Annotated in this window: 19 protein-coding genes; 9 read left to right on the top strand and 10 right to left on the bottom strand. The window is 66.5% G+C overall.

The window, feature by feature from the left end; translation table 11 throughout:
• Window positions 1-158 precede the first annotated feature (158 nt).
• Together cysC and ABD301_RS20820 are read right to left on the bottom strand one after the other, a co-directional pair.
• Complete coding sequence (gene cysC / locus ABD301_RS20825) at window positions 159-1421, bottom strand: adenylyl-sulfate kinase (RefSeq protein ID WP_344311947.1); 1263 nt, start codon at window positions 1419-1421, stop codon at window positions 159-161.
• Between the two features lies 1 nt (window position 1422).
• Window positions 1423-1929, bottom strand: coding sequence for a MarR family winged helix-turn-helix transcriptional regulator (locus tag ABD301_RS20820; RefSeq protein WP_344311945.1), 507 nt, complete (start codon window positions 1927-1929; stop codon window positions 1423-1425).
• A 78-nt stretch (window positions 1930-2007) separates the two neighbouring features.
• Between ABD301_RS20820 and ABD301_RS20815 the strand changes: the two genes are divergently transcribed.
• Both ABD301_RS20815 and ABD301_RS20810 read left to right on the top strand, forming a co-directional pair.
• Window positions 2008-2715, top strand: coding sequence for a DUF4386 family protein (locus ABD301_RS20815; protein ID WP_163569566.1), 708 nt, complete (start codon window positions 2008-2010; stop codon window positions 2713-2715).
• A gap of 32 nt (window positions 2716-2747) precedes the next feature.
• Window positions 2748-3095 (top strand): hypothetical protein, encoded by a 348-nt coding sequence (locus ABD301_RS20810; protein WP_344311943.1) that lies wholly within the window; start codon window positions 2748-2750, stop codon window positions 3093-3095.
• Window positions 3096-3377: 282 nt separating this feature from the next.
• On the opposite strand, the gene ABD301_RS20805 is transcribed toward ABD301_RS20810, so the two are convergent.
• The 3 genes from ABD301_RS20805 to ABD301_RS20795 form a co-directional block, all read right to left on the bottom strand.
• Window positions 3378-4637: a DUF222 domain-containing protein gene (locus tag ABD301_RS20805; protein WP_344311942.1), complete on the bottom strand. Its 1260-nt coding sequence runs from the start codon at window positions 4635-4637 to the stop codon at window positions 3378-3380.
• 336 nt (window positions 4638-4973) lie between these two features.
• A complete protein-coding gene (locus ABD301_RS20800; protein WP_344311941.1) occupies window positions 4974-5375 on the bottom strand; it encodes a hypothetical protein in 402 nt (133 codons plus the stop codon).
• Window positions 5376-5489: 114 nt separating this feature from the next.
• Window positions 5490-5708 (bottom strand): hypothetical protein, encoded by a 219-nt coding sequence (locus ABD301_RS20795; protein ID WP_163569571.1) that lies wholly within the window; start codon window positions 5706-5708, stop codon window positions 5490-5492.
• A 193-nt stretch (window positions 5709-5901) separates the two neighbouring features.
• On the opposite strand from ABD301_RS20795, the gene ABD301_RS20790 reads away from it, so the two are divergent.
• From ABD301_RS20790 to ABD301_RS20780, 3 genes are all read left to right on the top strand, one after another.
• Window positions 5902-6738 (top strand): DUF5753 domain-containing protein, encoded by an 837-nt coding sequence (locus ABD301_RS20790; RefSeq protein ID WP_344311939.1) that lies wholly within the window; start codon window positions 5902-5904, stop codon window positions 6736-6738.
• Window positions 6735-6911: a DUF397 domain-containing protein gene (locus ABD301_RS20785; RefSeq protein ID WP_163569573.1), complete on the top strand. Its 177-nt coding sequence runs from the start codon at window positions 6735-6737 to the stop codon at window positions 6909-6911. The genes ABD301_RS20790 and ABD301_RS20785 overlap by 4 nt, the downstream gene beginning before the upstream one ends.
• 68 nt (window positions 6912-6979) lie before the next feature.
• Window positions 6980-7567: a Uma2 family endonuclease gene (locus ABD301_RS20780; protein WP_279581164.1), complete on the top strand. Its 588-nt coding sequence runs from the start codon at window positions 6980-6982 to the stop codon at window positions 7565-7567.
• 55 nt (window positions 7568-7622) lie between these two features.
• Here the strand turns inward: ABD301_RS20780 and ABD301_RS20775 are convergent, their stop codons facing one another.
• The 5 genes from ABD301_RS20775 to ABD301_RS20755 all read right to left on the bottom strand — a co-directional run bounded on the left by ABD301_RS20775 (window position 7623) and on the right by ABD301_RS20755 (window position 14265).
• Window positions 7623-7817 carry a hypothetical protein gene (locus tag ABD301_RS20775; protein ID WP_344311935.1) on the bottom strand — a complete coding sequence of 65 codons (195 nt, stop codon included), beginning with the start codon at window positions 7815-7817 and terminating at the stop codon, window positions 7623-7625.
• A 136-nt stretch (window positions 7818-7953) separates the two neighbouring features.
• Window positions 7954-10719, bottom strand: coding sequence for a phosphoenolpyruvate carboxylase (ppc, locus tag ABD301_RS20770; RefSeq protein ID WP_344311934.1), 2766 nt, complete (start codon window positions 10717-10719; stop codon window positions 7954-7956).
• Between the two features lie 147 nt (window positions 10720-10866).
• Entirely contained in the window at window positions 10867-11838 is a 972-nt protein-coding gene (locus ABD301_RS20765; RefSeq protein ID WP_163569575.1) for a helix-turn-helix transcriptional regulator, read from the bottom strand.
• Window positions 11839-12064: 226 nt separating this feature from the next.
• A complete protein-coding gene (locus tag ABD301_RS20760; protein ID WP_344311931.1) occupies window positions 12065-13183 on the bottom strand; it encodes a glycoside hydrolase family 183 protein in 1119 nt (372 codons plus the stop codon).
• A gap of 62 nt (window positions 13184-13245) precedes the next feature.
• The gene (locus ABD301_RS20755) at window positions 13246-14265 is read right to left on the bottom strand and encodes a hypothetical protein (RefSeq protein ID WP_344311929.1); all 1020 of its coding nucleotides are present in this window, start codon (window positions 14263-14265) and stop codon (window positions 13246-13248) included.
• Between the two features lie 397 nt (window positions 14266-14662).
• Between ABD301_RS20755 and mfd the strand changes: the two genes are divergently transcribed.
• From mfd to ABD301_RS20735, 4 genes are all read left to right on the top strand, one after another.
• Window positions 14663-18280: a transcription-repair coupling factor gene (gene mfd, locus ABD301_RS20750; RefSeq protein ID WP_344311928.1), complete on the top strand. Its 3618-nt coding sequence runs from the start codon at window positions 14663-14665 to the stop codon at window positions 18278-18280.
• A 236-nt stretch (window positions 18281-18516) separates the two neighbouring features.
• Window positions 18517-20496, top strand: a complete 1980-nt coding sequence (locus tag ABD301_RS20745; RefSeq protein WP_344311926.1) for a hypothetical protein — start codon at window positions 18517-18519, stop codon at window positions 20494-20496.
• A gap of 22 nt (window positions 20497-20518) precedes the next feature.
• Window positions 20519-20962: a hypothetical protein gene (locus ABD301_RS20740; protein WP_163569578.1), complete on the top strand. Its 444-nt coding sequence runs from the start codon at window positions 20519-20521 to the stop codon at window positions 20960-20962.
• Window positions 20959-22779, top strand: a complete 1821-nt coding sequence (locus ABD301_RS20735; protein ID WP_344311924.1) for an FHA domain-containing protein — start codon at window positions 20959-20961, stop codon at window positions 22777-22779. The genes ABD301_RS20740 and ABD301_RS20735 overlap by 4 nt, the downstream gene beginning before the upstream one ends.
• Window positions 22780-22819: the final 40 nt, after the last annotated feature.

Genomic DNA, 22819 nt, shown 5'->3' with positions numbered 1-22819 from the left:
TTCCCTTTACTCAAAATTGACGTACGCAACACGTGAAACGGTCCACATAGTGAGAAGGTGGGATATATGGGACGAACAGTCTCACGTAATTATCCATTACTGTATCCGGTATCCAAACGCCTGTCGCTCCGCCACTTCGTCGATGCGGACAAAAGCGGCTACTGGGAGTGGGAGTCCAGGAGGGTCAGGACGGCGGTGATGGCGGCCTGTTCGGACATGGTGGACGTGTCAAGGGTGAGGTTGGCGTCGGTGGGGGCCTCGTACGGGTCGCTGATGCCGGTGAATTCCGGGATCAGGCCGGCTCGCGCCTTGGCGTACAGACCCTTGCGGTCACGCGCTTCGCAGACTTCCAGCGGCGTCGAGACGTGGATGAGCAGCAGCTCGCCGCCGGCCCCGGTCACCATCGCGCGGACCTCGGCGCGGGTAGCCGCATAGGGCGCGATCGGCGCGCAGACCGCGATCCCGCCATGGCGGGCCACCTCGGCGGCGACGAAGCCGATCCGGCGGATGTTCAGGTCGCGGTCGGCGCGGCTGAAGGTCAGGCCCTGCGACAACATCCGGCGTACGACGTCGCCGTCGAGCATCGTGACCGTACGTCCGCCGCGCTCGTGTAACCGGTCGACCACGCCGCGGGCGACTGTCGACTTGCCGGAGCCGGACAGGCCGGTGAAGAAGATGACCAGCCCGCGCCGGTCCTTCGGTGGGTGGACCTGCCGGAGCTGCTCGGCGACCGCCGCCGATGCGATCTCGGCCGGGATTCGCGCACCCGCGGCCAGGAGTTTTTCCGCGGTGACAACCGTTTCCGTACGCCGCAGCCGGATCAGCCGCGCAGCGCCGTAGTTCCGCGCCACCACCTCGGCCAGCGTCGGGTCGGGCAGCGGTATGACCACCAACTCGGCCGGCCCCGTCAGCTCGGCGACTCCGGCTCTTACGGCCCTGACCAGCGCTTCCTGCCCGTCTATCGCCGGCACCATCACTAACAACCGAGAAGCCTCGGAGGTGTCGAGAGAGAGAAGGTCATCGGTGAGGAGGGGGCGGTCGGCGAGTACGGCGATCGAGCCGGCTGGAAGCGCGACCTCGGCGGGCGTACGGCGCAGCGATAGAAAGGCGCCATAAGAGACAGGCCGCAACGGCGTCAGCGGGCCGGCGAGGAAGCCGTCCCAGTGCTCGGTGACCGTCAGCAGTGCGACCGGCGCGCCCTCCGGGTCGCTGAGCTCGACCTGATCCCCAGCGTCGGCGGTGTCACCGGTGTCACCGGCGAGAGTGACCGGCGCCGGCCACGGCGTGCCGTCGGCGAGCGTGCCGTTGGCGGCCACGGCGAAAGCGTCGGCTCGCGACATGAAGCCGGTCAGCGGCGCGTACGCACCGGACATCAGCGACTCGGCATGGCCGAGCGCGGCCCCTTGCAGAGCGAGCCGCACGTCAGCTCGCCTCGGCGCCGCGGGCGCGGTTCAGGCTGCGAAAACCGGGATGGACACCGGCGATGAGCCCCTGATCGTTGGCGAGCCGCCGCAGGGTAGCGATCAGCTCGGCACGTTCGGATTCGCTAAGAACGCCACAAATATCCTTTTCGTGTTCGGCGCCAACCCTCCCGATCTCGGCCAGCTTGCGCTTGCCCGCGGTCGTCAGCTCCAGCGCGTAGTTCCGTCGGTCCTTACTGCTGCGCACCCGCTCCACCAGTCCCTGGTCTTCGAGATCGTCGACGAACGCGACCAGTCGGCTGGGCAGCAGGCCCAGCGTGGTGGCCACGGACTGCTGGCTCTGTCCAGGGGCCCGCGCGATCAAACCGAGGATGCCGACCTGCGGCGGAGTGAGGCCGATGGCCTGCACCCGCTCGGCGAACTTGGACGCGCAGTGCGTTCCCAGCTGCGTGAGCAAGAATGCGGCGCCCATCGCAGGGGGGCCGCCGGGGGAGTCCGAAGTCGCCATGCTCTAACAGTAGCAACCCGCAATCGTTCGTGCTATGAATGGTTCATCAAGAAAATCGTTTTTTCGAGAGGTGATCAAATGTCCACCGAAACGTCCCCTCAACAGGCCACCGACCAACCCCGAGCGCTGCCTGGCCCGCCGCTTCTGACCGTCGGCATCGTGTTCGTGGTGCTCTTCCTGGCTGGTCTGATCGGGTCGACCGTGGTTGCCGGTACGACGTTCCCGTCGCCGTTCGACGCCCCGAGCCGCATCCTGGGATATTTCACGCAGCACCAGAGCGCGACCCTGCTCGTCGGCTTCTTCCAGTTCGCCGCCGCGGTGCCGCTGATGTTGTTCACCGCGACGGTCTACGCGCGGCTAAGGCATTTCGGGGTCGCCGTCGCGGGATCGGTGATCGCGCTGACCGGCGGCTTGGCCGCCTCGGTCTTTCTGATGCTGTCCGGCATCCTGACCTGGCCGCTGGCCCGGCCGGAGGTGCTCGGTGACCCCGCTGTCGTACGAGCGGTGCAGGACCTGTCGTTCCTCACCGGCGGTCCCGCGCACGTGGTCTTCTTCGGCCTCTTCATGGCCGGAGTTTCGGTGGTCGCGCTGTTCACTCGGATGCTGCCGCGCTGGGTGGCCATTCTCGGAGTGGTGCTGGCCGTCATCGCCGAGTTCTCCACGCTCAGCCTGGTCGTACCAGCACTGGCCATCCTGCTGCCGCTGGCCCGTTTCCCCGGTTTCGTCTGGCTGATCGCGGTCGGGGCGCTGCTGCCGCGCCAGTTCACCGTCCGGCGCGGACGCTAGACTGACATTTCGTCGACACGGGGGTGGTGGAAATGGCCGGAACTTCGGTGACTTTCGCGCGGACTGCGATGCGGGGAGAACTGCTGGTCGTGCTGGTCGGTGGATTGTTCCTGATCCCGCTGCTGACCCTGATGTCCTTGACCTTCACTGACGTTTGTGCCGACAATCCGGGTCCGTTCCTCTGCCGGTCCGGCTCGATGCTGAACACCGCTGTTTTCGGCCCGGTGCTGGGGTGGTTCGCGGCTCTCGCGCTCGGTGTGTGGGGGCAGCGGGTGCGGCGGGCCGGCGGCGGCCGCACCTGGTTGTTCGTCAGCCTGGCGGTTTTCGCCGCCGCGGTGACATCGGCCGTGGTCACCCTGACTTATCTGAACTCGCTTTAACACCAAGGCCTTGTAGTGTCATACACCCATGGGGGATGGCTTTCCTGTCGGCAAGTGAGGGGAAGTCGTAGGTGTTGACTTTGTCGAGCTCTCCAGTCCGGTGCCATTCCCTGAACTTTGAATCCCGGCGAGGTCAACTCCACGAACAAGTTTCGCGTTGACTTGGTCGTCCACATCCACGCTGATTCCGGGTCGCTCCGCCGACTGGCATCCACAAGTCGGTCCAATTCCTCAAGCATTCCTGCCTGCGCGACTTCAGCTCCTTCACTCACCGGACTTGGGTTAGAACGGTGGTGGTGGGTATTCGTCGTTGGGTGTGACGTCGTACGTGCGTCCGGTGGGGCTGGTCCAAAGGAAATGGCCCGGCGTTGGCTGGGTGACGGTCCAGCCGTGTTCTTTGATGTCGTTGTGGAATTTGCATGCTGGTCCGGTGCTGTCGTACGCGGTTTTGCCTTCCGGGTCGCGGAAGGGGGTGGTGTGGTCGAATTCGCAGGTCGCCGCCGGCCGGTTGCAGGCGGGTCCGCAGCATCGTTGGTCTCGGGCGTTGACCAGGTCGCGTAGCGCTTTGGTGGGGCGGTAGCGTGTACGGCCGTGGTCGATGACCACTCCGCTGACGGGGTCGGTGAGGATTCGGTACCATTCGCTGTTCTGGTCGCCGGCGAGTTCGCGGGCGCGTTGCGCGGTCATCGGCCCGTATCCACTGAGGATCGCGGGGTTGTCGTCCAGGCCCATCAAGGTGGTGGCGTCGACGCGGAGTTCGATTTTGGTGCGTACGTTGCTCGGCACACCCAGACAAAGGTCGGTAAGAGCGTCGGCGCGGAGCGCGTCCATGGTGCGGGACTCGTCTTTGGCTTTAAGCTTGCGAGCGATCGCGTCGATAAGACGGTAGATCGCCTCCGCTGATTCGGCGGGCAGGAAAGCGCCCAGCAGAGCCATGCCGTCTTCGCAGGGTTGTTTTTCTACTCGCCTCTCGGCGACCAGTTTCTTGCGGCGGGCTTCGGCAGCGGCTGGGTCGATTTTGATGACCTCTCGCCGTGCCCGGTCTCGGATCGATCGAGGCGTCTTGGAGTCGGCACCGGGCAGGACCTTTTCTTCGACTTTCTGTGCGTCTTCGGGTGTGAGGTGGCCGACTTGGTCCGCGAACGTGAATGCCTTGCGCAGGTCAAGGTGACCGTGAGACATCCCCGTCATGGTGCCGGGGAGTTCGTGGACGAGTTGGTACGCCAAATTCAGCCGCTTCTGGGCCGCGGGCACGCTCCAGGTCAGCATTGCGGCGATTTCACCGGCCGCGTATTTGGAGAATGGTGCGCCGACGGCTGGGCGGGCGTTGGTGAAGCGGTCCATGAACCGCATCTGCATCGCCTGGGTATACGAAATCACCTTGTCCAGTGTCTCGACCGCGGCCAGCGCGGTGTCAGCGTCGGCTCGGCCGTACCTGTCGAGTTCTTCCAACATGGACAAGGGAACTCCGCTGGGTGGCATGGTGCGCCATGGTTGTTTGTTGGGGTCGGTGAATTCCGGTCGCCGTCGTTTTCTGCTCATAACCCGATTTTACTGGCTGCCACCGACAGTCGGGGACGCTGATTTCGTTTCTGTGGATAAGAAAGCCGCCTGTGGAAAAGGGCTACTTATTGCGAAGCGCGCGCTCTGCTAACCAAAGCCGAGTGAGGCGTTGGTGGCTACGGTGAACAACTAGTCGACGTTGAGTACGCCGGCTTGCCGAGTTGGTCGTGCTTGACGTTTTTCGGTCCCATTTGTCAGGATTGAACTCTGGTGAGTGGGAGAGAGCAGCCAAGCGCCAACTACGACGATGCCGCATTTCCGTCCGGGACTGCGGCATCGTCGTTCTGGTCAGGTATATACGTCCGCCGCGCCGATTCAGCGGTGGAATGTCTCGGTCCGTCCCATGTGGATGGTCAGGGCACGGTGTTTGGGGCTGTATTCCGCCTTGGCCTTCTGGTAGTAGACCTCGCCCGCGGACAGGCAACGGAGACTGAAGAGATAGTGGTTGTTGCCAGTCGCGCGGACCGAGCCGGTGCAGTCGTAGAGGTTGTCGGGTTGGCCGCCGAGCCGAATCGAGCCATTCTTCTTCACGGTCAGCTGATCGAAGTTCGGGCCGTCGTCCGCCTGCAGGTCGCGGGCCCAGTTTCCGCTGATCGCATTAATGCCCGCGGCGCTGGGCTGCGCGTGCGCCGGCGCGGCACTTGCCGCGGTCGCGCCGGCGAACGGAAGTGCCAGCAACGCGCTGATCGTGAGCGTACGAGCAATGGTCTTTCGCATGTGATCCTCCTGATCGCGTCCACACCGCGTTGGGTGGACACCTCCAAGACGGGAACCCCATGCGAACTGGTTGCATGCCGTTGTGCGGCTCTGCCCGAATGGCCCAACCGGGTGTCAGCTGATCGTCAGTGGCGCCTCTTCGAGAAAGTACGCCTCGGCGTCGTCGAGTTGGCAACAAAGCGCGTTCACCTGCTTTGGCGTGAGCCGCACCTCGGGCCCGTCGCCACACCGCAGGGTCACCGCCGGCCGGTGAATGGTGATGACCAGTGGGACCTCACCTTCGACGGTCCATTTTCGCAACGCTGCCTGTTGTTCCACTGATACGGGATCCATTTCTTTCCTCCAGTTTCCTAGCGTTTATCGTTGCCGCTGCTGCGCTTTGCATTTCCGGCGATGACCGCTACTTTGGCATGCGAAAGGCCGGGAGCGCACGTTTATGCCACCCCGGAATTTTCTTCGGACAATCACGAGGGGAGGAACAGGGGCAGTGGCGGGACAGGCCAAGCCGACCGTACGATCCAGGCAAGTGTCGTCGGAGTTGCGCCGGTTGCGCCGGGCGCGAGGGCTCACCACCGGCGATGTCGGCTCCGCGCTGGGAGTTTCGCAGAGCAAGATCAGTCGGATCGAGAACAGTCAGCTCGGCCTGCACCTCGAAGAAGTCGCCGCCATGCTTGGCCTTTACCACGTCTCGTTCACCCGCCGGGAGGAAATTCTGGACATGGTAAGGCAAGCTGGCAAACCAGGCTGGGTCGAAGTCCACGGGCGGGGGTTGTCTGAACAATGGAAGGCGCTTATAGACTTCGAAAAGATGGCCACCGCACTGTGGAACTACGAGCCTTTTGTCGTTCCGGGCCTGTTGCAGACTCCCGACTACGCTCGGGCGGTCATCCAGATGACCGACGTCCGGCAACGTACCGACGCCGAGATCGAAACGATGGTCGCGGCGCGGCTGGATCGGCAGCGCATCCTCAGCCGACCGCTGGGCGCCGACCTCCAGGTTTTGTTGTACGAGCCGGTGTTGCGGATGCCGGTCGGCGGATATGCGGTGCTGGCCGCGCAACTGCGTCATCTTGCCGAAGTGTGTCGTCGGTCGCGGGTGTCAGTGCATGTGGTGCCGGTCGCGGCGGGCGCGCATCCCGGTCTGGAGAGCCCGTTCGTGATCATGGAGTTCGAGTCGTACTCGACCTTGGTCTATCTGGAGAACAAGGTTCTGAGCGTTTTCCTGGAAGAGGAGCCGCATATCGACGCCTATCAGCTCGCGTGGGAAGCAATTCTGGCAAGTGCGTTGTCCGCTCAGCAATCAGCGGAATTCATCGGTCAAATAGTCAATGAAGTGACCAGACAGGCGAAGGAGTCAACATGACTACCGTAGGTTCTTGGCGTAAAAGCATCCGCAGCGGCAACTCGACCTCCTGTGTCGAGGTCGCATCCGGGGAACAGGTGGTGGGGATCCGGGATTCCAAGAATCGGGCCGGCGCTGTCCTGCTCGTTCCGGCCGGCGGTTGGGCTACCTTTGTGACCTGGGTCAACAGGTAGCCGGTGGATAACTAGCCGGCGGCCGGCTCGGAATGTGCCACGCTCTGGGCAAGCGTTTGGAGGGATTTGTGACTGCACTCCCGGTTCCTGAGGACCAGCTGGCCAAGCTGCTGACGGTTGCCGAGTATGCGGCCCTTCCCCAGAACGCTTTGCGCCCCTGGGAGCTTCAGGAAGGCATCCTCTTCAGGTCGCCGCGACCCGGCTATGACCATGTGGACGCGTCGTTAGAGCTGGCGATCCAGATCAAGGCTCAGCTGCCGGGAGACCTGTGGGTCATGCAGGATGCGTCTGTCGATCTGGAGCTCGCCGCTCCCGACGAGCCAGGATTCGTCAGGGCTCCTGACCTGTTCATCGTTGAGCGCGCTGTGCGGGACGAGGTGCGTCGGCGCAAGCGGTTGATCCGGGCGGCCGAGGTTCTCTTGGCTGTCGAGATCATCTCGCCTGGGTCAAAACGAATGGACCTGGTGGTCAAGCGAGCTGAATATGCCGACGCCGGCATTGGGCAGTACTGGATCATCGACCTGGATCCACCGACCTCGCTCACTGCCTGCCATCTGACCGAGGGCTTCGGCTATATGGATGGCGGAACTGTCACGGGCAAGTACGAGGCGGCACTGCCAGTGCCGTTGGTGGTGGATCTCGACAGGTTGTGCTGAAAGGCAGGTGGGCATCTCTCGTACGAGAGATGCCCACCCGTGAAGCGGAAAATCTCTAGTGGCCGCCGGGGTTGCCGTCGCCGTTGATGGTGCCACCCATGCCGCTGGTCTGGCCGGGCGCGCTGTCGCCGTTGATCGTGCCGACGTGGCTGCTCGCGCTGGCCGGGGTAGCCATCAGGGCGCCGGTGGCGACGGTCGCGCCCAGAGTCAGGACGGCCGCGGCGGCGATTTTGACAATTGTCCTCTGCATGATGGTTCCTCCTGCATTGTGCCCACCCGTGAGTGGTGAGCTTCTCTATGTAGTGATGCGTGAGACGGGAAATCGGTTTCTTGCTTTTCCAACGTTGTACCACGCGGTGTCCAGTAGTGTCTGGGGAAATCGCCTGTCAGCCGGTGTTTCGCATGCCGGCGGCGATGCCGTTCACGGTGAGCAGGAGTGCGCGGGAGAGCGCGAGGTCCGGTTCGCCGGCTTTGCGGCGGCGGGCCATCAGCTCCAGCTGCAGCTGGTGCAGCGGTGAGAGATAGCGGTCCCTGACGCCCAGCGTCCGAGCCAGTTGCGGCTGGCTGGCCAGCGGGTGTTCCTCGCCGGTCAGCCGGAGCAACTCGGCGATGGTCAGGTCGTACTCCTGCTGGATCCGCTCGAAGATGTGGTGCAGCTCGCCGGGGACCAGCCGCTCCACGTACTGCGCGGCTATCCGCAGGTCGGTTTTGGTGAGGGTCATCTCGACGTTGGAGATGAACGTACGGAAGAAGTGCCACTCGGCGTGCATTTCGGCCAGCAGGCTGTCCAGCCCCGCCGAGCGGGCCGCCGCGAGGCCCGAGCCGACCCCGTACCAACCGGGCACGATCTGCCGCGACTGGGTCCAGCCGAACACCCACGGAATGGCCCGCAAACCAGCCAGCCCGGCGTCCGCGTTCGGTCGTTTCGCTGGCCTGGAGCCGATGTTCAGCTCGCCGAGCAGTTCCGCCGGAGTGGAGGCCCAGAAGTATTTCGGCAGGTCCTCGTCGGTGATCAACGCGCGGTAGCGGCCGTACGCGGAATCGCTGATCGCTTCCATTGCGGCGTTCCAGCGGGCCAGCTGGTCGCCGGACTGGCGCGGCTCGGTGTGCAGTACCGACGCCTGCAGGACGGCTGCGACGGTCAGCTCCAGGTTTTCCCTTGCCAGCGTGGGCAACATGTACTTGTCGCTGATCACCTCGCCCTGCTCGGTGACCTTGATGGCGCCGTCCAGGGTGCCCCAGGGCTGCGCCAGGATGGCGTCGTGAGTCGGGCCGCCGCCACGGCCAACAGTGCCACCGCGGCCGTGGAAAAGCTGCAGTCTCACGCCATGTTTCGCGGCCACATCACGCAAAGCGCGCTGGGCTTTGTGGATTTCCCACTGACTGGTGGCGATCCCGGCGTCCTTGTTGGAGTCGGAATAGCCGAGCATGACCTCTTGGACCTGGTCCCGGGCAGCGACGATCCGTCGGTACGCTGGAATGGACAGAAGTTTGTCAAGAATATCGCCAGCGGCCCGCAGCTCGGCCGCTTGTTCCAGCAGTGGGACGAAACCGATCCGCGATGTTCCACTGTGGACATCGAGCAGGCCGGCCTCGCGGGCCAGCAGAACGGCCGCGAGCACGTCGTCGATGCCCTGCGTCATCGAGATGATGTACGACTCGACCACCTCCGGGCCAAAGTCGTTCAGCGCGTCCCGAATGGTGGTGAAAACGCCAAAAGTCTTCGCGTCGGCGCCGTCCAGCTGGGTCGCCAGGCCAGTCAGCGGCCGCCGACTGGAGAGCTCACTGACCAGCAGTGCCGTCCTCTGTGGACGGTCCAGGTCGGCGTACTTGCGGTCCATTTCGCCGAGCCGGTCGAAAAGCGTGGCGAGCACGGCGTGATGGGCGTCGGCGTGCTCCCGCACGTCCATAGTGGCCAGGTGCAGGCCAAAAGCGCGGACCACCCGGATCGCCTCGGTGAGCCGGCCCTGCCCAATCAGCGAGCCGCGATGTGCCAGCAGTGAGCGGCGCATGACCTCCAGGTCTTCGAGCAGCGCCGCGCTGCCCAGGTAGTCCAGGCCAGGAGTGTGCCCGAGTCCAGCCGCGAGGCGCTGCCTGGTGCGCTGGAGTTTTGCTTGGATGCAACGGATCTTCAGCCTGTACGGCTCTTCGACGTTGATTCGCCGGAAGCGCTGCTCGACTTCCGACAGGGCGGCGAGGTCCAGTCTCACACTCTCGCGCAGTTCGTTGGACGCACCGGCGACCCGACTGGAAACGCTCAGCTCGTCGACCAACAACGCGAGCATCCGCTCGGCGTCCCGGATGCCGTGTTCGTGCTGCAGCCGCAGGACGCGCATGGTGACCTCGGCCGACACGTACGGATTGCCGTCCCGGTCGCCGCCGGTCCAGGTGCCGAAGGTCAGCGGGCGGGCGTCCGCGGGCAGCGGGCCGCCCAGCTCGGCGAGCCGATCGGCGAGCTCGGTGAGCACCTCGGGAGCGGCCTCGGCGTAGAGATCGTCGAGGTAGTAGATCGCGTTGCGGGCCTCGTCGTCCGGCTCCGGGCGCTCCAACCGCAGGTCGTCGGTCTGCCACAGCAGGTCGATCAGCTCGGCGAGCCGCTGCTCGGTGCGGCTGGTCGAGCCGCCGGCCGCCTCGGCGTCCAGCAGGTCGCCGACCGCGCGCTGCTTGGCCAGCACCGAGCGCCGAGCGGCTTCGGTAGGATGAGCGGTGAAAACCGGACGTACAGCCAGATTTCGAGCCGCCGCCGCGACTTCATGGGATGGCACACCACGTTCGCGGATCATCCGCGCGGTGCCTTCCAGCCAGCCACCCTCGGCGCGCCGCTTGGCGGCCAGCTCGCGGCCGCGGTGCGTCTGCTCGGTGACGTTGGCCAGGTGGAAGAACTCCGAAAAGGCGCGTACCAGCCGGCTCGCGGTCGGCACGTCCAGGTCCCGGAGCAGCTCAGCGGCCTTGTCCGGGTCGGAGCGGGTCAGCCGGCGGACCGTCTCGACCAGCTCCAGCAGCGCCGGGCCCTCCTGCCGGACGAGCGACTCGCCCAGCAGCTTGCCCAGCCGGCGGATGTCCCGGCGCAGCTCCGCGTCGGCGGGCGGCTGCTCCCGCGGGCCGTCTTCGGGTTCGGCGAGCTGATGGTCGGCAGTGGACTCGACGGTCATGCCGCTGACCTTACTGAATCGGTTCTTCCACGTCTCTTCGCTTCGTCCGCTCTTCACTCCACGCGATGTGTCATAACCCTCGGCCACCACCGCGAACGTAACGGAACAGCTAGGTTTTGTCCGTTTCGTTACCTTTGCTGAGCGGCGTCATAGCCAGCCTCGGCGAGCGGCTTGGGCGCCGGCTTGGAACCGGGTCGTCGCGCCGAGCTGTTCCAGTAGTCCAGCCACGATTCTGACGACCGTACGCCTGGAGAGGCCGAGCCGGCGGGCGATCGCGTCGTCGGTGGCGCCGCTGGCCATCATGGTCAGGATTTCCCGGGTACGGTCGTTGAGGTCCTGGTTCAGCTGGGCCAGGTTGATCGGCACGGCGAGGCGCCACAAGGACTCGAAGACCTTCGTGAAGGCTTCCAACAGCCCAGGCCCGTACACCAGTTGGATGACCAAGGTCCCTTCCGCGCCGGCTGGCGGATCCATCGCGACAATGGCCACCTCGTCGTCGACGATCGTCATTTTGACCGGCGGATCGGTCAGGACACGGGCAATCTCACCGCCGGTGATGGTACGCATCATGCTGGCATTGCGGACCGGCGAATCGCTCGCGGATTCCTGGTAAATGGTCCGATAACCGATGCCGGCGGCCATTTGCTCGCACTGCAGCTTTTCCTGTCGATCTATCTCGGTCGCGTCCCAGTAATACGGCGGCCGGTCGATCGCCAGCACGTGGGATTTCGCGGCTTCCTGGATTTTCTGGAAGCGGGCGAAGAACGTTGCCTGCCCGTGCACCAACTCAACGTCCATGGAGCCGGCGCTTTCCAGTCGGGCAAAGCGAAAAGCGTCCATCAGGCTGGCTTCGGCCTGGTGCAGGCGGACCCGCCAGCTGTCGTGTTTGCGCAGCACACCGGCCACCACGAGATCCGGGCGCCGGGCCTCCCAAAGGTCGCCGTCGCAGTCGAGGGACACCACTATTTCGGCTTGCTGGAGTTCACCGAGAAGATCGCGGACGACGTCTTCGGGCAGGGACGTACGGTTGGCAAGCGACTGGACCGAACCGCGCGGCTCCGACACCAGGGCGCGATAGACGCGGCCGTGGTCGGCTTCGGGGTCAAAGACGTCGAACATGCTCCAGCCTCACCCCTTCCAGGTCGGACATGGGGTGAGGCTAGAGCACGACAAGGCCTACTACTAGGCCCGGTCTGGTTATTGCGGCGGGCGATAGCCGAGCCCAGGAGCCGGCTGGCGGCACCGCGGGAAAGCCCCCATAGCGCTGCTATGAAGGCTTCCCCGCGGCACCACCAGCCAACTCCTGGACCTCGACTCTCATCCCACCGCAATAACCAGACAGGACCTAAACCGAACCGACCCATTGCGTGACGTCGTACGCGAAACTCTGCCCGTTGATTTGTGGCCACCGCGAGACCAACAGGTGAAGATCGTTGGGCGCGCTGCTGGAATACGGATGAATGAATCCGCCGTAAATCGCCGGCTGCTGCAGCTGGGTGACCTGCACGTTCTCATCCGTCCATGCCTTGTCCGGGCCGTCCGCGCGGCGGGTCACGATGGAGCCGCTGCCGCCGTTCAGATAGGACATCACCCAGGTGCCGTCGTTGAGTCTGCGGACCGACGGCTCACCGAACCTGGACTCGGGCAGGATTGACGTGCACGGCCGACCCCAGTCCCAGTTGGTGCCGTTCCAGCCCCAGCCTTGGTACGCGCCGGAGTCGAACATCGAGTTCACCGGCACCCGGCGCAGCATCATCGGACCGGTTTGGCGGCCGGCTCGCACCGAGAAGATGTAGACCCAGTCGCCATCGCGCTGCATTGTCCACATCTGAAACGGGTCGGTGTTGCTGCCATCATTCCACCACACTGTCGGAGTGCGCTGGAAACTGTTGCCGTCGTGGGAAATTGCGAGCCCGGCGTAATTCGTCCGCCACTGGATGTTCACGTCGTTATACCACTGGGCGATGCTCATATACGACATCACATGGGTGCCATCCGGGAATGCCACCGCGTCGTTCGGAATAACGGTGACTTCGAACGTACCAGCGCCGTCGCTGCCGTTGTGGCCGTTGTACGTGATTTCCGGTGCGCGCCCGTCGCCGGCGACCATTGCCGCGCTGTCGAAAACAATGCCGCCGGGATCGCCGGGATGGATGTTGGAGCGCAGCATCACCGGCGACCGCCAGTCGTTGGGCAGCGGCGGGTCGTTGTACCAGCGGGTATTGAAGGTGTCGCCGAAAAGGAAACCGACGGAGTTGTTTTCCAGCAAGTACGCGATGCCGAGGTCGGTGCCGCCGACCTGCCACCGCTGCGACGGTGGCATGTCCACGCCGGTGAGTCGTTTCTTGCTACTGGCCAGCTGCGGGCTCACTTTCGGGCTGGCGGCGGCGGTTTGCGGCAATGCCAGGGCGGCGGCGCCGATCGCGGCCGCGCCGGTGATCAGGGTGCGTCGATTGATTCCCATGGAGCGAGTCCCTTCTCAGGTGCGTGAAACCGGCGCCGATCTGGCCACGGCTGCAGTACGCATCAGTTGCTCGGCGGGGGAAGCGGGATCGGGAACTTGTCGAAGCAGACCATTCCACAGCCGAGCGCGACACCGGCGATGCAGCCGGCGCACTGCGCGCAGGCCAGCGCGTTCTCGCCGCCGGAAGCGCCGCAGGTCACACAGAAACCGCCGCAGGCCGGAATGTGCGGTGCGGCGCATCCCGCCACGCAAAGGAAAAACGCCATCCAGGCATCGGGGCTGGTGGGGTCGGACAGCGGGCCGGAACGGACGCCGTTCTTTTCGGTACGTACCCAACTTCCGTGGGGTGTCGAGGAAGTCGCCGATCCGCTTGGATCGACTTCGGTACGCAGCACGTGCTCACCGTTGTCCGGGCGCAGCCAGTCAACTTGCGGAAGACCCGACGAGGTCCGTACCCGGAAGCAGAAGCCCAGCACGTTTTCGGTGACTGGGTCGCAGATCGCGGTGAAAGCGTCGGGGTGGCTGAGGACGTAGAAAGGCGCGCTGTCCGGGCCGCCGCGATAAACCTGGTCCCAGTTCGGGGCGCCGAAGGTCCTGGTGGCGGCCTGGACGACCCCGGTGCGGCGGAGGCGGTCCAGGATGGCCGGGTCGGTGACCCATTCGCCGCTGGTGGAGACGCCGGTGGTGTGGGCGCCGGCTGGGCCGGCGACCGCGAGAATGCCGGTGCCCAGCAGCGCCACGCCGGCGATCCTGGCAAGCAGCTTGCGGCGGCCGATCGCACTGGCTGGGACAGCCGCGGGTTCGCTGTCGATCAGCCGCTCCACCAGGCGGAAGGCCCGGCCGGGGCCGAGGACGCCAAGCAGTCGCACCCGCATCGCGAGGCCTGATCGGACCCGTACGCGCTCGCCGTCCACCTCCAGCAGCAGCGGCTCGGATCCCCAGTTCGGATGGTCGGCCAGCGCCCGCATCAACGGGTCGTGCAGGCTCCTCGCCTCGACCTTGCCCTGCGCGGTTTCCCGTACGGCGCGGGCGGTCCGCGAACACTGGGCGCAATGCCCGTCGAACAGCAGATAACGCTGCATAACTTTTCCCCTCGGTTCGGTGCCAATCAGGGGAAAACCATGACCCAGCCGGCAGGTAGTGGCAATAAGTCGGATGTGGCGCAGATAAGACATTGCGCACATCGGCCATCCGTACGTGAAATCGTTTTCACGTACGCCCGCCTGATGCCCGGTTTTGTCGGCCCCGACCGGCAGCATCGATTCGGGGGCGGCATTTTTCGAGCCGACCCAGCCGACCCAGCTCCGACCGAGCCGACCCTGACCCGACCAGCAAGACGGACCGGGCCAGCCGGCAAGGGCCGGCGGGAATGTCGGAGGGCGCGGGTACGCTGGGTCGTACAACCCCCTGTCGACCAAGACTGGGGGCATTCGTGCGTGCCGCTGGGGCTTCTCAGCATGTGGTTGGAGGCAGGGTCTCATGTCCGGATCGCTCACCGGCATCCTCGACGCGCTTCTCGAAGAGGGAGGGCTGGCGGACGCGGTGGAGGCCGCGAAGAACAGGACCACCGAGCTGGCGTTGACCGGTCCGGCGGTGGCGGCGCCGTACGCGATCGCCGCGCTTGCCGCCGCGCAGAGCCGCAACGGCGCTGGCAAGGCGGTGCTGGCGGTGACCGCGACCGGCCGGGAGGCGGACGACCTGGCGGCGGCGCTGGGCGACCTGCTGCCGGCCGACGAGGTGGTCTCCTATCCGGCTTGGGAAACCCTGCCGCACGAGCGGTTGTCGCCGCGGGCGGACACCATCGGTCGGCGGCTCGCGGTGCTGCGCCGGCTGAAGCACCCGAGCGCCGACGACGCCACCACCGGGCCGATCAAGGTGGTCTGCGCGCCGATCCGCAGCGTGCTGCAGCCGCAGCCGGCCGGGCTCGCCGACCTCGTGCCGGTGCAACTGCACCAGGGCGACGACGCCGACTTGGACGACATCGTCGAGAAGCTCGCCGACATCGCGTACGCGCGTGTGGAGCTGGTCGGCAAGCGCGGCGAGTTCGCGGTGCGGGGTGGCATCCTGGACGTCTTCCCGCCGACCGAGGAGCACCCGATCCGGGTGGAGTTCTGGGGCGACGAGATCGAGGAAATCCGGTATTTCGCGGTCGCCGACCAGCGGTCGCTGGAGGTCGCCACCCACGGGCTGTGGGCGCCGCCGTGCCGTGAGCTGCTGCTGACCCCGGCCGTCCGAAAGCGGGCCGCCGAGCTGGCTGCGGAGCACCCTGGGCTGGCCGAGATGCTGGACAAGGTCGCCGAGGGCATCGCGGTGGACGGCATGGAGTCGCTGACTCCGGCCCTGATCGGCTCGGACCAGCTGCGGCTGGTGCTGCACGAGATGCCGGCCGACACCCACATCGTGCTGGTCGAGCCGGAGCGGATTCGCCGCCGGGCCCGGGACCTGGTGGCGACCAGCGAGGAGTTCCTGCAGGCGTCCTGGGCGACCGCGGCGATCGGTGGCGAGGCTCCGATCGACCTGGGCGCGGCCGCTTTCCACACCCTCCCGGACGTGCGAGCGACCGCGGTCGCGCTCGGGCTGCCGTGGTGGTCGGTCAGCCCGTTCGCCGAGGCGCCGACGGTCCAGGAGCAGCAGGGCGACCTGGATGACGACGACGCGTACGACATCGCGATGCCGGCCATCACCGTCGTCGAGGACAGCGCGCCGATCCTGACGTTGCCCACGCACCCGGTCGAGCCGTATCGCGGCGACATCGAGCGGGCCGTCAACGACATCCGCAAGCGGGCCGCTGACGGCTGGCGGCAGGTGCTGGTCTTCCCTGGTCACGGGCCTGCCAAGCGTGCCGTCGAGGTGCTTGCGGAGCAGGAAATCGGGGCCCGACTGGTCGGTGAGATCCTGGACCCGCCCAAGGCGGGCGATGTCCTGGTCACCACCGGCAGCGTCGACCGAGGCGTCCTCGACGACCAGCTGAAGCTGGCGATCCTCGGCGAAGCCGACCTGACCGGCGCTCGGACGGGCCCGGCGACGCGGACGAACCGGATGCCATCTCGTCGACGCAACGCCGTCGATCTGCTGCAGCTGCAGCCCGGCGACTACGTCGTGCACGAGCAGCACGGCGTCGGGAAATATGTCGAGATGATCCGCCGGACCATCGGCGGCGCCGAGCGCGAATACCTGGTTTTGGAGTATGCGCCCAGCAAACGCGGCCAGCCGGGCGACCGGCTTTTCATGCCGACGGACGCGCTCGACCAGCTGACCCGCTATGTCGGCGGCGAGGCGCCGAGCCTGCACCGGCTCGGTGGCGCCGACTGGCAGAAGGCCAAGGGCCGGGCCCGCAAGGCGGTCAAGGAGATCGCCGCCGAGCTAATCCGGCTGTACGCGGCCCGCGCGGCCACCGAGGGACATGCGTTCGCGCCGGACACGCCGTGGCAGCGCGAGCTCGAAGACGCGTTCCCGTACACCGAAACCCCGGATCAGCTGGCCGCCATTCAGGAAGTCAAGGCGGACATGGAAAAGCCGTTCCCGATGGACCGGGTGATCTGCGGTGACGTCGGTTACGGCAAGACCGAGATCGCCGTACGGGCCGCGTTCAAGGCCGTGCAGGACGGAAAACAGGTCGCGATCCTGGTCCCCACCACGTTGTTGGCGAGGCAGCATTACGCCACTTTCGCCGAGCGGCTCGCGCAGTTCCCGGTCTCGGTGAAACAACTTTCCCGGTTCCAGAGCGATTCCGAGGCCAACCAGGTGCTCACCGGGCTCGCCGACGGGAGTGTGGACATTGTCGTCGGCACCCACCGGCTGCTGCAGAACAGCACCAGGTTCAAGGCGCTTGGACTGGCCATTGTGGACGAGGAACAGCGTTTTGGCGTGGAACACAAGGAACATCTGAAGCAGATGCGCGCGTCGATCGACGTGCTGACGCTGTCGGCGACGCCCATTCCGCGTACGCTGGAAATGAGCCTGACCGGCATCCGCGAGATGTCGACGATCCTCACCCCGCCGGAGGAGCGGCATCCGGTGCTGACCTATGTCGGCGCGTACGAGGACAAGCAGGTCGGTGCCGCGATCCGTCGCGAACTGCTCCGCGACGGCCAGATTTTCTACCTGCACAACAGGGTTGAGTCGATCGAGCGGGCCGCCGCTCGAGTACGCGGGCTGGTCCCGGAGGCGCGCGTCGCGGTCGCGCACGGGCAAATGCACGAGGACGCGCTGGAGCGGGTGATGGTCGGATTCTGGGAAAAGGAGTTCGACGTTCTCGTCTCGACCACGATCGTCGAGTCCGGGCTCGACATTCCGAACGCGAACACGCTGGTGGTCGAGCGCGCGGACACCTTCGGCCTCTCGCAACTGCACCAGATCCGTGGCCGGGTCGGCCGCAGCCGCGAGCGCGCGTACGCGTATTTCCTTTATCCGCCGGAGAAACCGCTGACCGAGACGGCCCATGACCGGCTCGCCACCATCGCCCAGAACACCGACCTCGGCGCCGGCATGGCGGTCGCGATGAAGGACCTGGAGATCCGCGGCGCCGGCAACCTGCTCGGCGGCGAACAGTCCGGCCATGTCGCCAACATCGGCTTCGACCTCTATGTCCGGCTGGTCGGGGAAGCGGTCGCCGAGTTCAAGGGCACTCAGGAGGCTCCGCCCGCTGACGTCAAGGTCGATCTGCCGGTGACCGCGCACCTGCCACATGAGTACGTGCCGGCCGAGCGGCTGCGGATGGAGACGTATCGCAAGCTCGCGTCCGTACAGACGGACGAGGAACTGCAGGCCCTGCGCGAGGAGGTCACCGACCGTTACGGTCCAATGCCCGATCCGGTGCAGAACCTGTTCGCGGTGGCGGCTTTCCGGCTGGTTGCCCGGCGGGCCGGGCTGACCGAGGTGTCGACGCAGGGCAAGACCATTCGGTTCTCGCCGTGGGCGTTGCCCGACTCCAAGGTGATGCGAATGCAGCGACTTTATCCTGGTACGGCGTACAAACAGACGGTGAACACGCTCGCGGTGCCGCAGCCGACCACGGCACGGATAGGTGGCACGCCGCTACGGGACGTGGCCATCTTGGAGTGGTGTGCCAAAGTCCTCAAGACCGTGGCCGAATAGGCGGTATCACCTGCCCGCACGTCCTGACCGCGGGCGCGACCAACCGACAGGCCTGCCAGCGACGCTACGGTGGCAGATCGATATCGTTCGTGTCGCGGACCAGGGGCCGAGCCCGCTTGTCCCCTTTCCGTGCCAGTTCCGCGAGCGCCTGCGGCTCGTACGCGCAAGCGGTGGCTAGGCTGCGAAGCTGACACATGTTAAAGGATGTCTTAACCGCGAGGGAGCTCGGAGAACCCATGTCGACGCAGTATCCCGGCGGCGTTGAGCAACGTCATGGAGCCCCGCCGCCCGGTTACCCGCAGGGCCCTGGCCAGCCTGGACCTGGCTATCCGCCACCACCCGGCCAGCCCGCCTACCCACCGGCGCCCGGCTATCCGCCGGCACCGCCCGGTTACCCTCCGCAGCCGCCGGGGCAACCGGCGTACCCGCCGCCTCCGGGCCAGCCCGCGTACCCGCCACCTGGGCAGCCGGCGTATCCGCCGCCTCCGCCCGGTCAGCCGGGTCAGCCGGCGTACCCACCGCCGCCTCCGGGTCAGCCCGGCCCGCCGCCTGGCCCGCCTGGTCAGCCCGGTCCGCCGCCTGGACAGCCTGGCTACCCGACCCAGCCGTCGTACCCACCGCCGGGCCAGCCCGCCCAGCAGCCGCCGCACCAGCCGCCAGCGCGGCCGGTCGAGCCACCGGCGCCGATCCCCAAGGGCGCCCCGCCGGGCAGCGGTGACCTCACCGACACCCTGCTGCAGCAGGACTTCTGGGCCGATCCGATGCTGCAGGAAGCCGCCATCCCGGTCTACGACGTGCCGTTCATCAGCATCGGCGGCGGCATCGGTTCGTTCGTCACTGTCGACTACCTGCGGGTGGCCGGTGTGCCGACCAGCCAGATGAAGGTGCTCACCAACCTCGAATATCCCTGGCAGACGTACGAATACCTGACCCGCGTCTCGCAGATCCCGCGGACCGCGCGGATCCGCTCGGACTCGGCCTCCCGGCCCGACAACCTGTGGGGCTTCCCGTCGTACGCGCTGGCCGAGGCCTGGCATGAGAAGACCATCGCGCCGCTGTGGCAGGTGTTCGTCGAGCCCATGTGGGCCGACTTCTACACTCCCAAAGCCGGCCAGGTCTTCGGGCAGATGGAGCGCGAGTTCAAGCGGATCAACTTCCGCGACATGCTCGTCAACGGCCAGGTCCGGATGATCCGGCGACGGATCGGTGGCGGCTACTTCGTCATCCTGACCCCACCCGAGGGCGCCGCGCAGACCAAGCGGATCGCGTTCCGGGCCCGCCACGTGCACATGGCGATCGGCTACCCGGGTCTGCGGTTCCTGCCGGACCTGCAGGAGTTCCGCACCAAGAGCGGTGACTACACACACGTGGTCAACGCGTACGAGCCGCACGAGCACGTCTACGACTTCCTGAAGACCCGTCCAGGCACGGTGGTCGTGCGCGGCGGCGGCATCGTGGCGTCCCGGGTGCTGCAGCGGCTGATGGACGACCGGGCGAACAACAACCTGGAAACCCGGATCGTGCACATTTTCCGTACGTTCATCAACGGTTCGCACGGCAAGAACGCGTGGAACCGCCGCAAGGGCGGTCACGGCTTCGCGTACCAGGGCTTCAACTACCCGAAGTCGGTGTGGGGCGGTCAGCTCAAGAGCCGCGTCCGCAAGACCGAGGGCGAAGCGCGGGCCAAGCTCTACAAGGAGATGGGCGGCACCAACACGCCGTATAGGCGCTCCTGGCAGAAGCAGATGAAGCGGGGCCGGCAGGGCGGTTGGTACGTCACGATGGCCGGCGAGGTCCGTGAGGTCACCGCGCACACCGACGGCACGCTGGTCAGCCGGGTGGAGACGCCGCAGGGCGTGGTCGACGTACCGGCGCACTACATCATCGACTGCACCGGCCTGGAAGCCGACATCGCCGAGCACCGGGTCATCAAGGACCTGCTCGACCACGGCGGCGCCGCGCGTAACCCGGTCGGCCGGCTGGACGTGGAGCGGGACTTCGAGGTCCGCGGTACGCGTAGTGGCGAGGGCGTGCTCTACGCGTCCGGAACGGCCACCCTCGGTGGCTACTTCCCGGGGGTCGACACCTTCCTGGGGCTGCAGATCGCCGCCCAGGAGATCGCCGACTCGCTGGCCCGGCACAAGTTCTGTAAGAAGATCGGGCCGATCAAGTCCACGATCGGCTGGTTCAAGTGGCTATTCAACAAGGCGCCGTAGGCGACTGAGTAAGGAGAACACCGTGCTGCCCACCCTTTTCGGGCGGATCCAGATCCGGATCGTTTTGCTGCTGGTCGTCGGAGGCTTCTGGACCACCCTGCTGACGCCGATCCTGCCCGGCCTGCAGGGCTCGATCGGCCTGCGCTACGCGACCACGTACATGATCCTGGTGACGACCATCGTCGTCGGGATCCTTTGGGAGTTGCTCTACCACCTGCTGATGCAGTTCCGCTGGGAGAAGGACTGGCCGACGTTCTTCGGGCTGGTCACCATCATCCCGGAGGGGCTGCTCATCTGGGGGCTGCTCAAGCTCAACCTGGTGCCGTTCATCCACGGACCGGACGTGCCACTGCTGGCGTTCATCATCCTGTTCGTGATTGTGTGGATCGCTCAGTGGCTTACCGCGAACGGACCGCTGCGGGTTCCGTTCGTACGCTGGCGATTCCGCGGCGGGAGGTTCGTGTGACCGGCTGGACAGTGCGCCCAGCCCCCGGCAACGGGGTGCTGGCGCGGTTGGGGGACCTGGTCCTGCTTTTCGGGGCCGAGCCGGATGCCGCGGTGACGCGGCTGCTGGAAATGCTCGACGCCGTCGACGCGGAGGGTGGTGACGGCCGCCGGCTGGGGCGTCGGCTGGCCGGCGTGCTCTCCAGCCTCGACGAAGCTCCCGCGCTGGTCGCCTTCGGACCGACCGGCGACCAGGTGGCGGTGCTCGTACACGGTGACGCGGTGCTGGTCGCCAACACGTCCGGCGGCGAGGTCCGGTTGGACGGCAGCCAGTCGGTCACCTGGGTCGACCGGGTGATCGCCGACGTGACGAGCGTGTCCGCTTCGCTGGCCGGTGCCGGCGGCGGCGCGCCGCAGCGGTTCCGGCTGGACGACGGTGTCGTGCCGGCCGGCGGTTTCGTGCTGAAACAGGGCGGCGGGCGCGTACGTACACCCCCTCCGCCACCGGTGGCCGTGGTGGCCGAGGTGGCCCCGATTCCGGCTGAGCCAGTCCCGGTGCCGATGCCCCCGCCGGCTCCGGGCACCGCCCCGCAGCCAGTCGTCACCAGTGGGTCGATGCCGGAGCCGGAGTCCTTCCTGGACGAGCCGGCGGACCAGTTCTCCGCACCCGCCGCGACCGTCGCACCGGTTGCCTCGACTCCGCCGGTCCAGGATTTCTCGGCGCCGCCCGTGCAGGATTTCACCGCATCGCAGGCCGACCAGTTCTCCACGCCGGTTTCCTCGGCGCCGCCGGCGCAGGATTTCTCGGCCCCGCCGGTGCAGGACTTCACTTCGGCGCCAGTCGAGGATTTCTCCTCGCCGCCAGTGCAGAACTTCTCGGCGCCGCCGGCCCAGGATTTCTCGGCTCCACCAGTGCAGGACTTCACTGCCCCGCCGGTCCAGGACTTCAGCTCGCCGCCGGTCCAGGACTTCACCGCGCCACCGGTCCAGGACTTCAGCTCGCCGATGGGCGAGCCGGTCGTCGCCGCGCCGGCATTCGTACCACCTCCGCCGCCGCCCCCACCGGCGCCGGAACCGCCGGCTCCGCCGGCCCCCGCGTCGATGCCGGAGGCGTTCGCCGAGCCCAGCTCCGCGGTGTCCTTCGACCAGCCGGTCGAGGCTGTTCCGCTGGCTGCCGGCCCGCTGCCGACCCGACCGGCCGAGCCTGGCCCGGCCGCTGGCGTGGACCGCGGCGAGCCGTTCGAGTCGGTGCTGCTGGCCGGCCCGGAGGCGGACCTGTCTGGCCTACCGATGCCCGAGCCGTTGCCGATGGCGGACCAGGAGCCGGAGGAGGTTGGGCAGGAGGTTCTCGGGATCTACTGCAAGAACGACCACTTCAACGACCCGCGCGCGCCGTACTGCGGCGTCTGTGGCATTTCGATGGTGCAGCTCACCCACATCGCCCGGCCCGGCATCCGGCCGCCACTGGGTGTGCTGGTGCTGGACGACGGCGCCACCTTCCGGCTGGACACCAGCTACGTGATTGGCCGGGAACCCGAGCGCAACCCGGAGGTCGCCGATGGGCGGGCGCGGTCCGTACGCCTCTATGACCCCGAAGGCCTGGTGTCGCGCGCGCACGCGTCGATCGAGCTGGCCGACTGGGACGTGGTGGTCAACGACCTCGGATCGGCCAACGGCACGTACGTCTTCCCGCCCGGCGCCGACGGCTGGATCCGCGTCCTGCCGAATGCCCCGATCATCATCACCCCAGGCACTCGGGTCGGCCTCGGCCGCCGCGGGTTCCTTTACGAGTCGCACACCAAGTCAGCAGCCTTCGAGGCATCGACCGCACCTCGTTGACCTGCTTTCCGGTCGTCGCCCGCGGTGCTCATCGCGTGCA

It is taken from the genome of Fodinicola feengrottensis (genome assembly GCF_039530045.1).
Lineage (GTDB): Bacteria > Actinomycetota > Actinomycetes > Mycobacteriales > HKI-0501 > Fodinicola > Fodinicola feengrottensis.
Note: the sequence above shows the minus strand (reverse complement) of the source record. Positions and strands in the feature narration are given on the sequence as shown.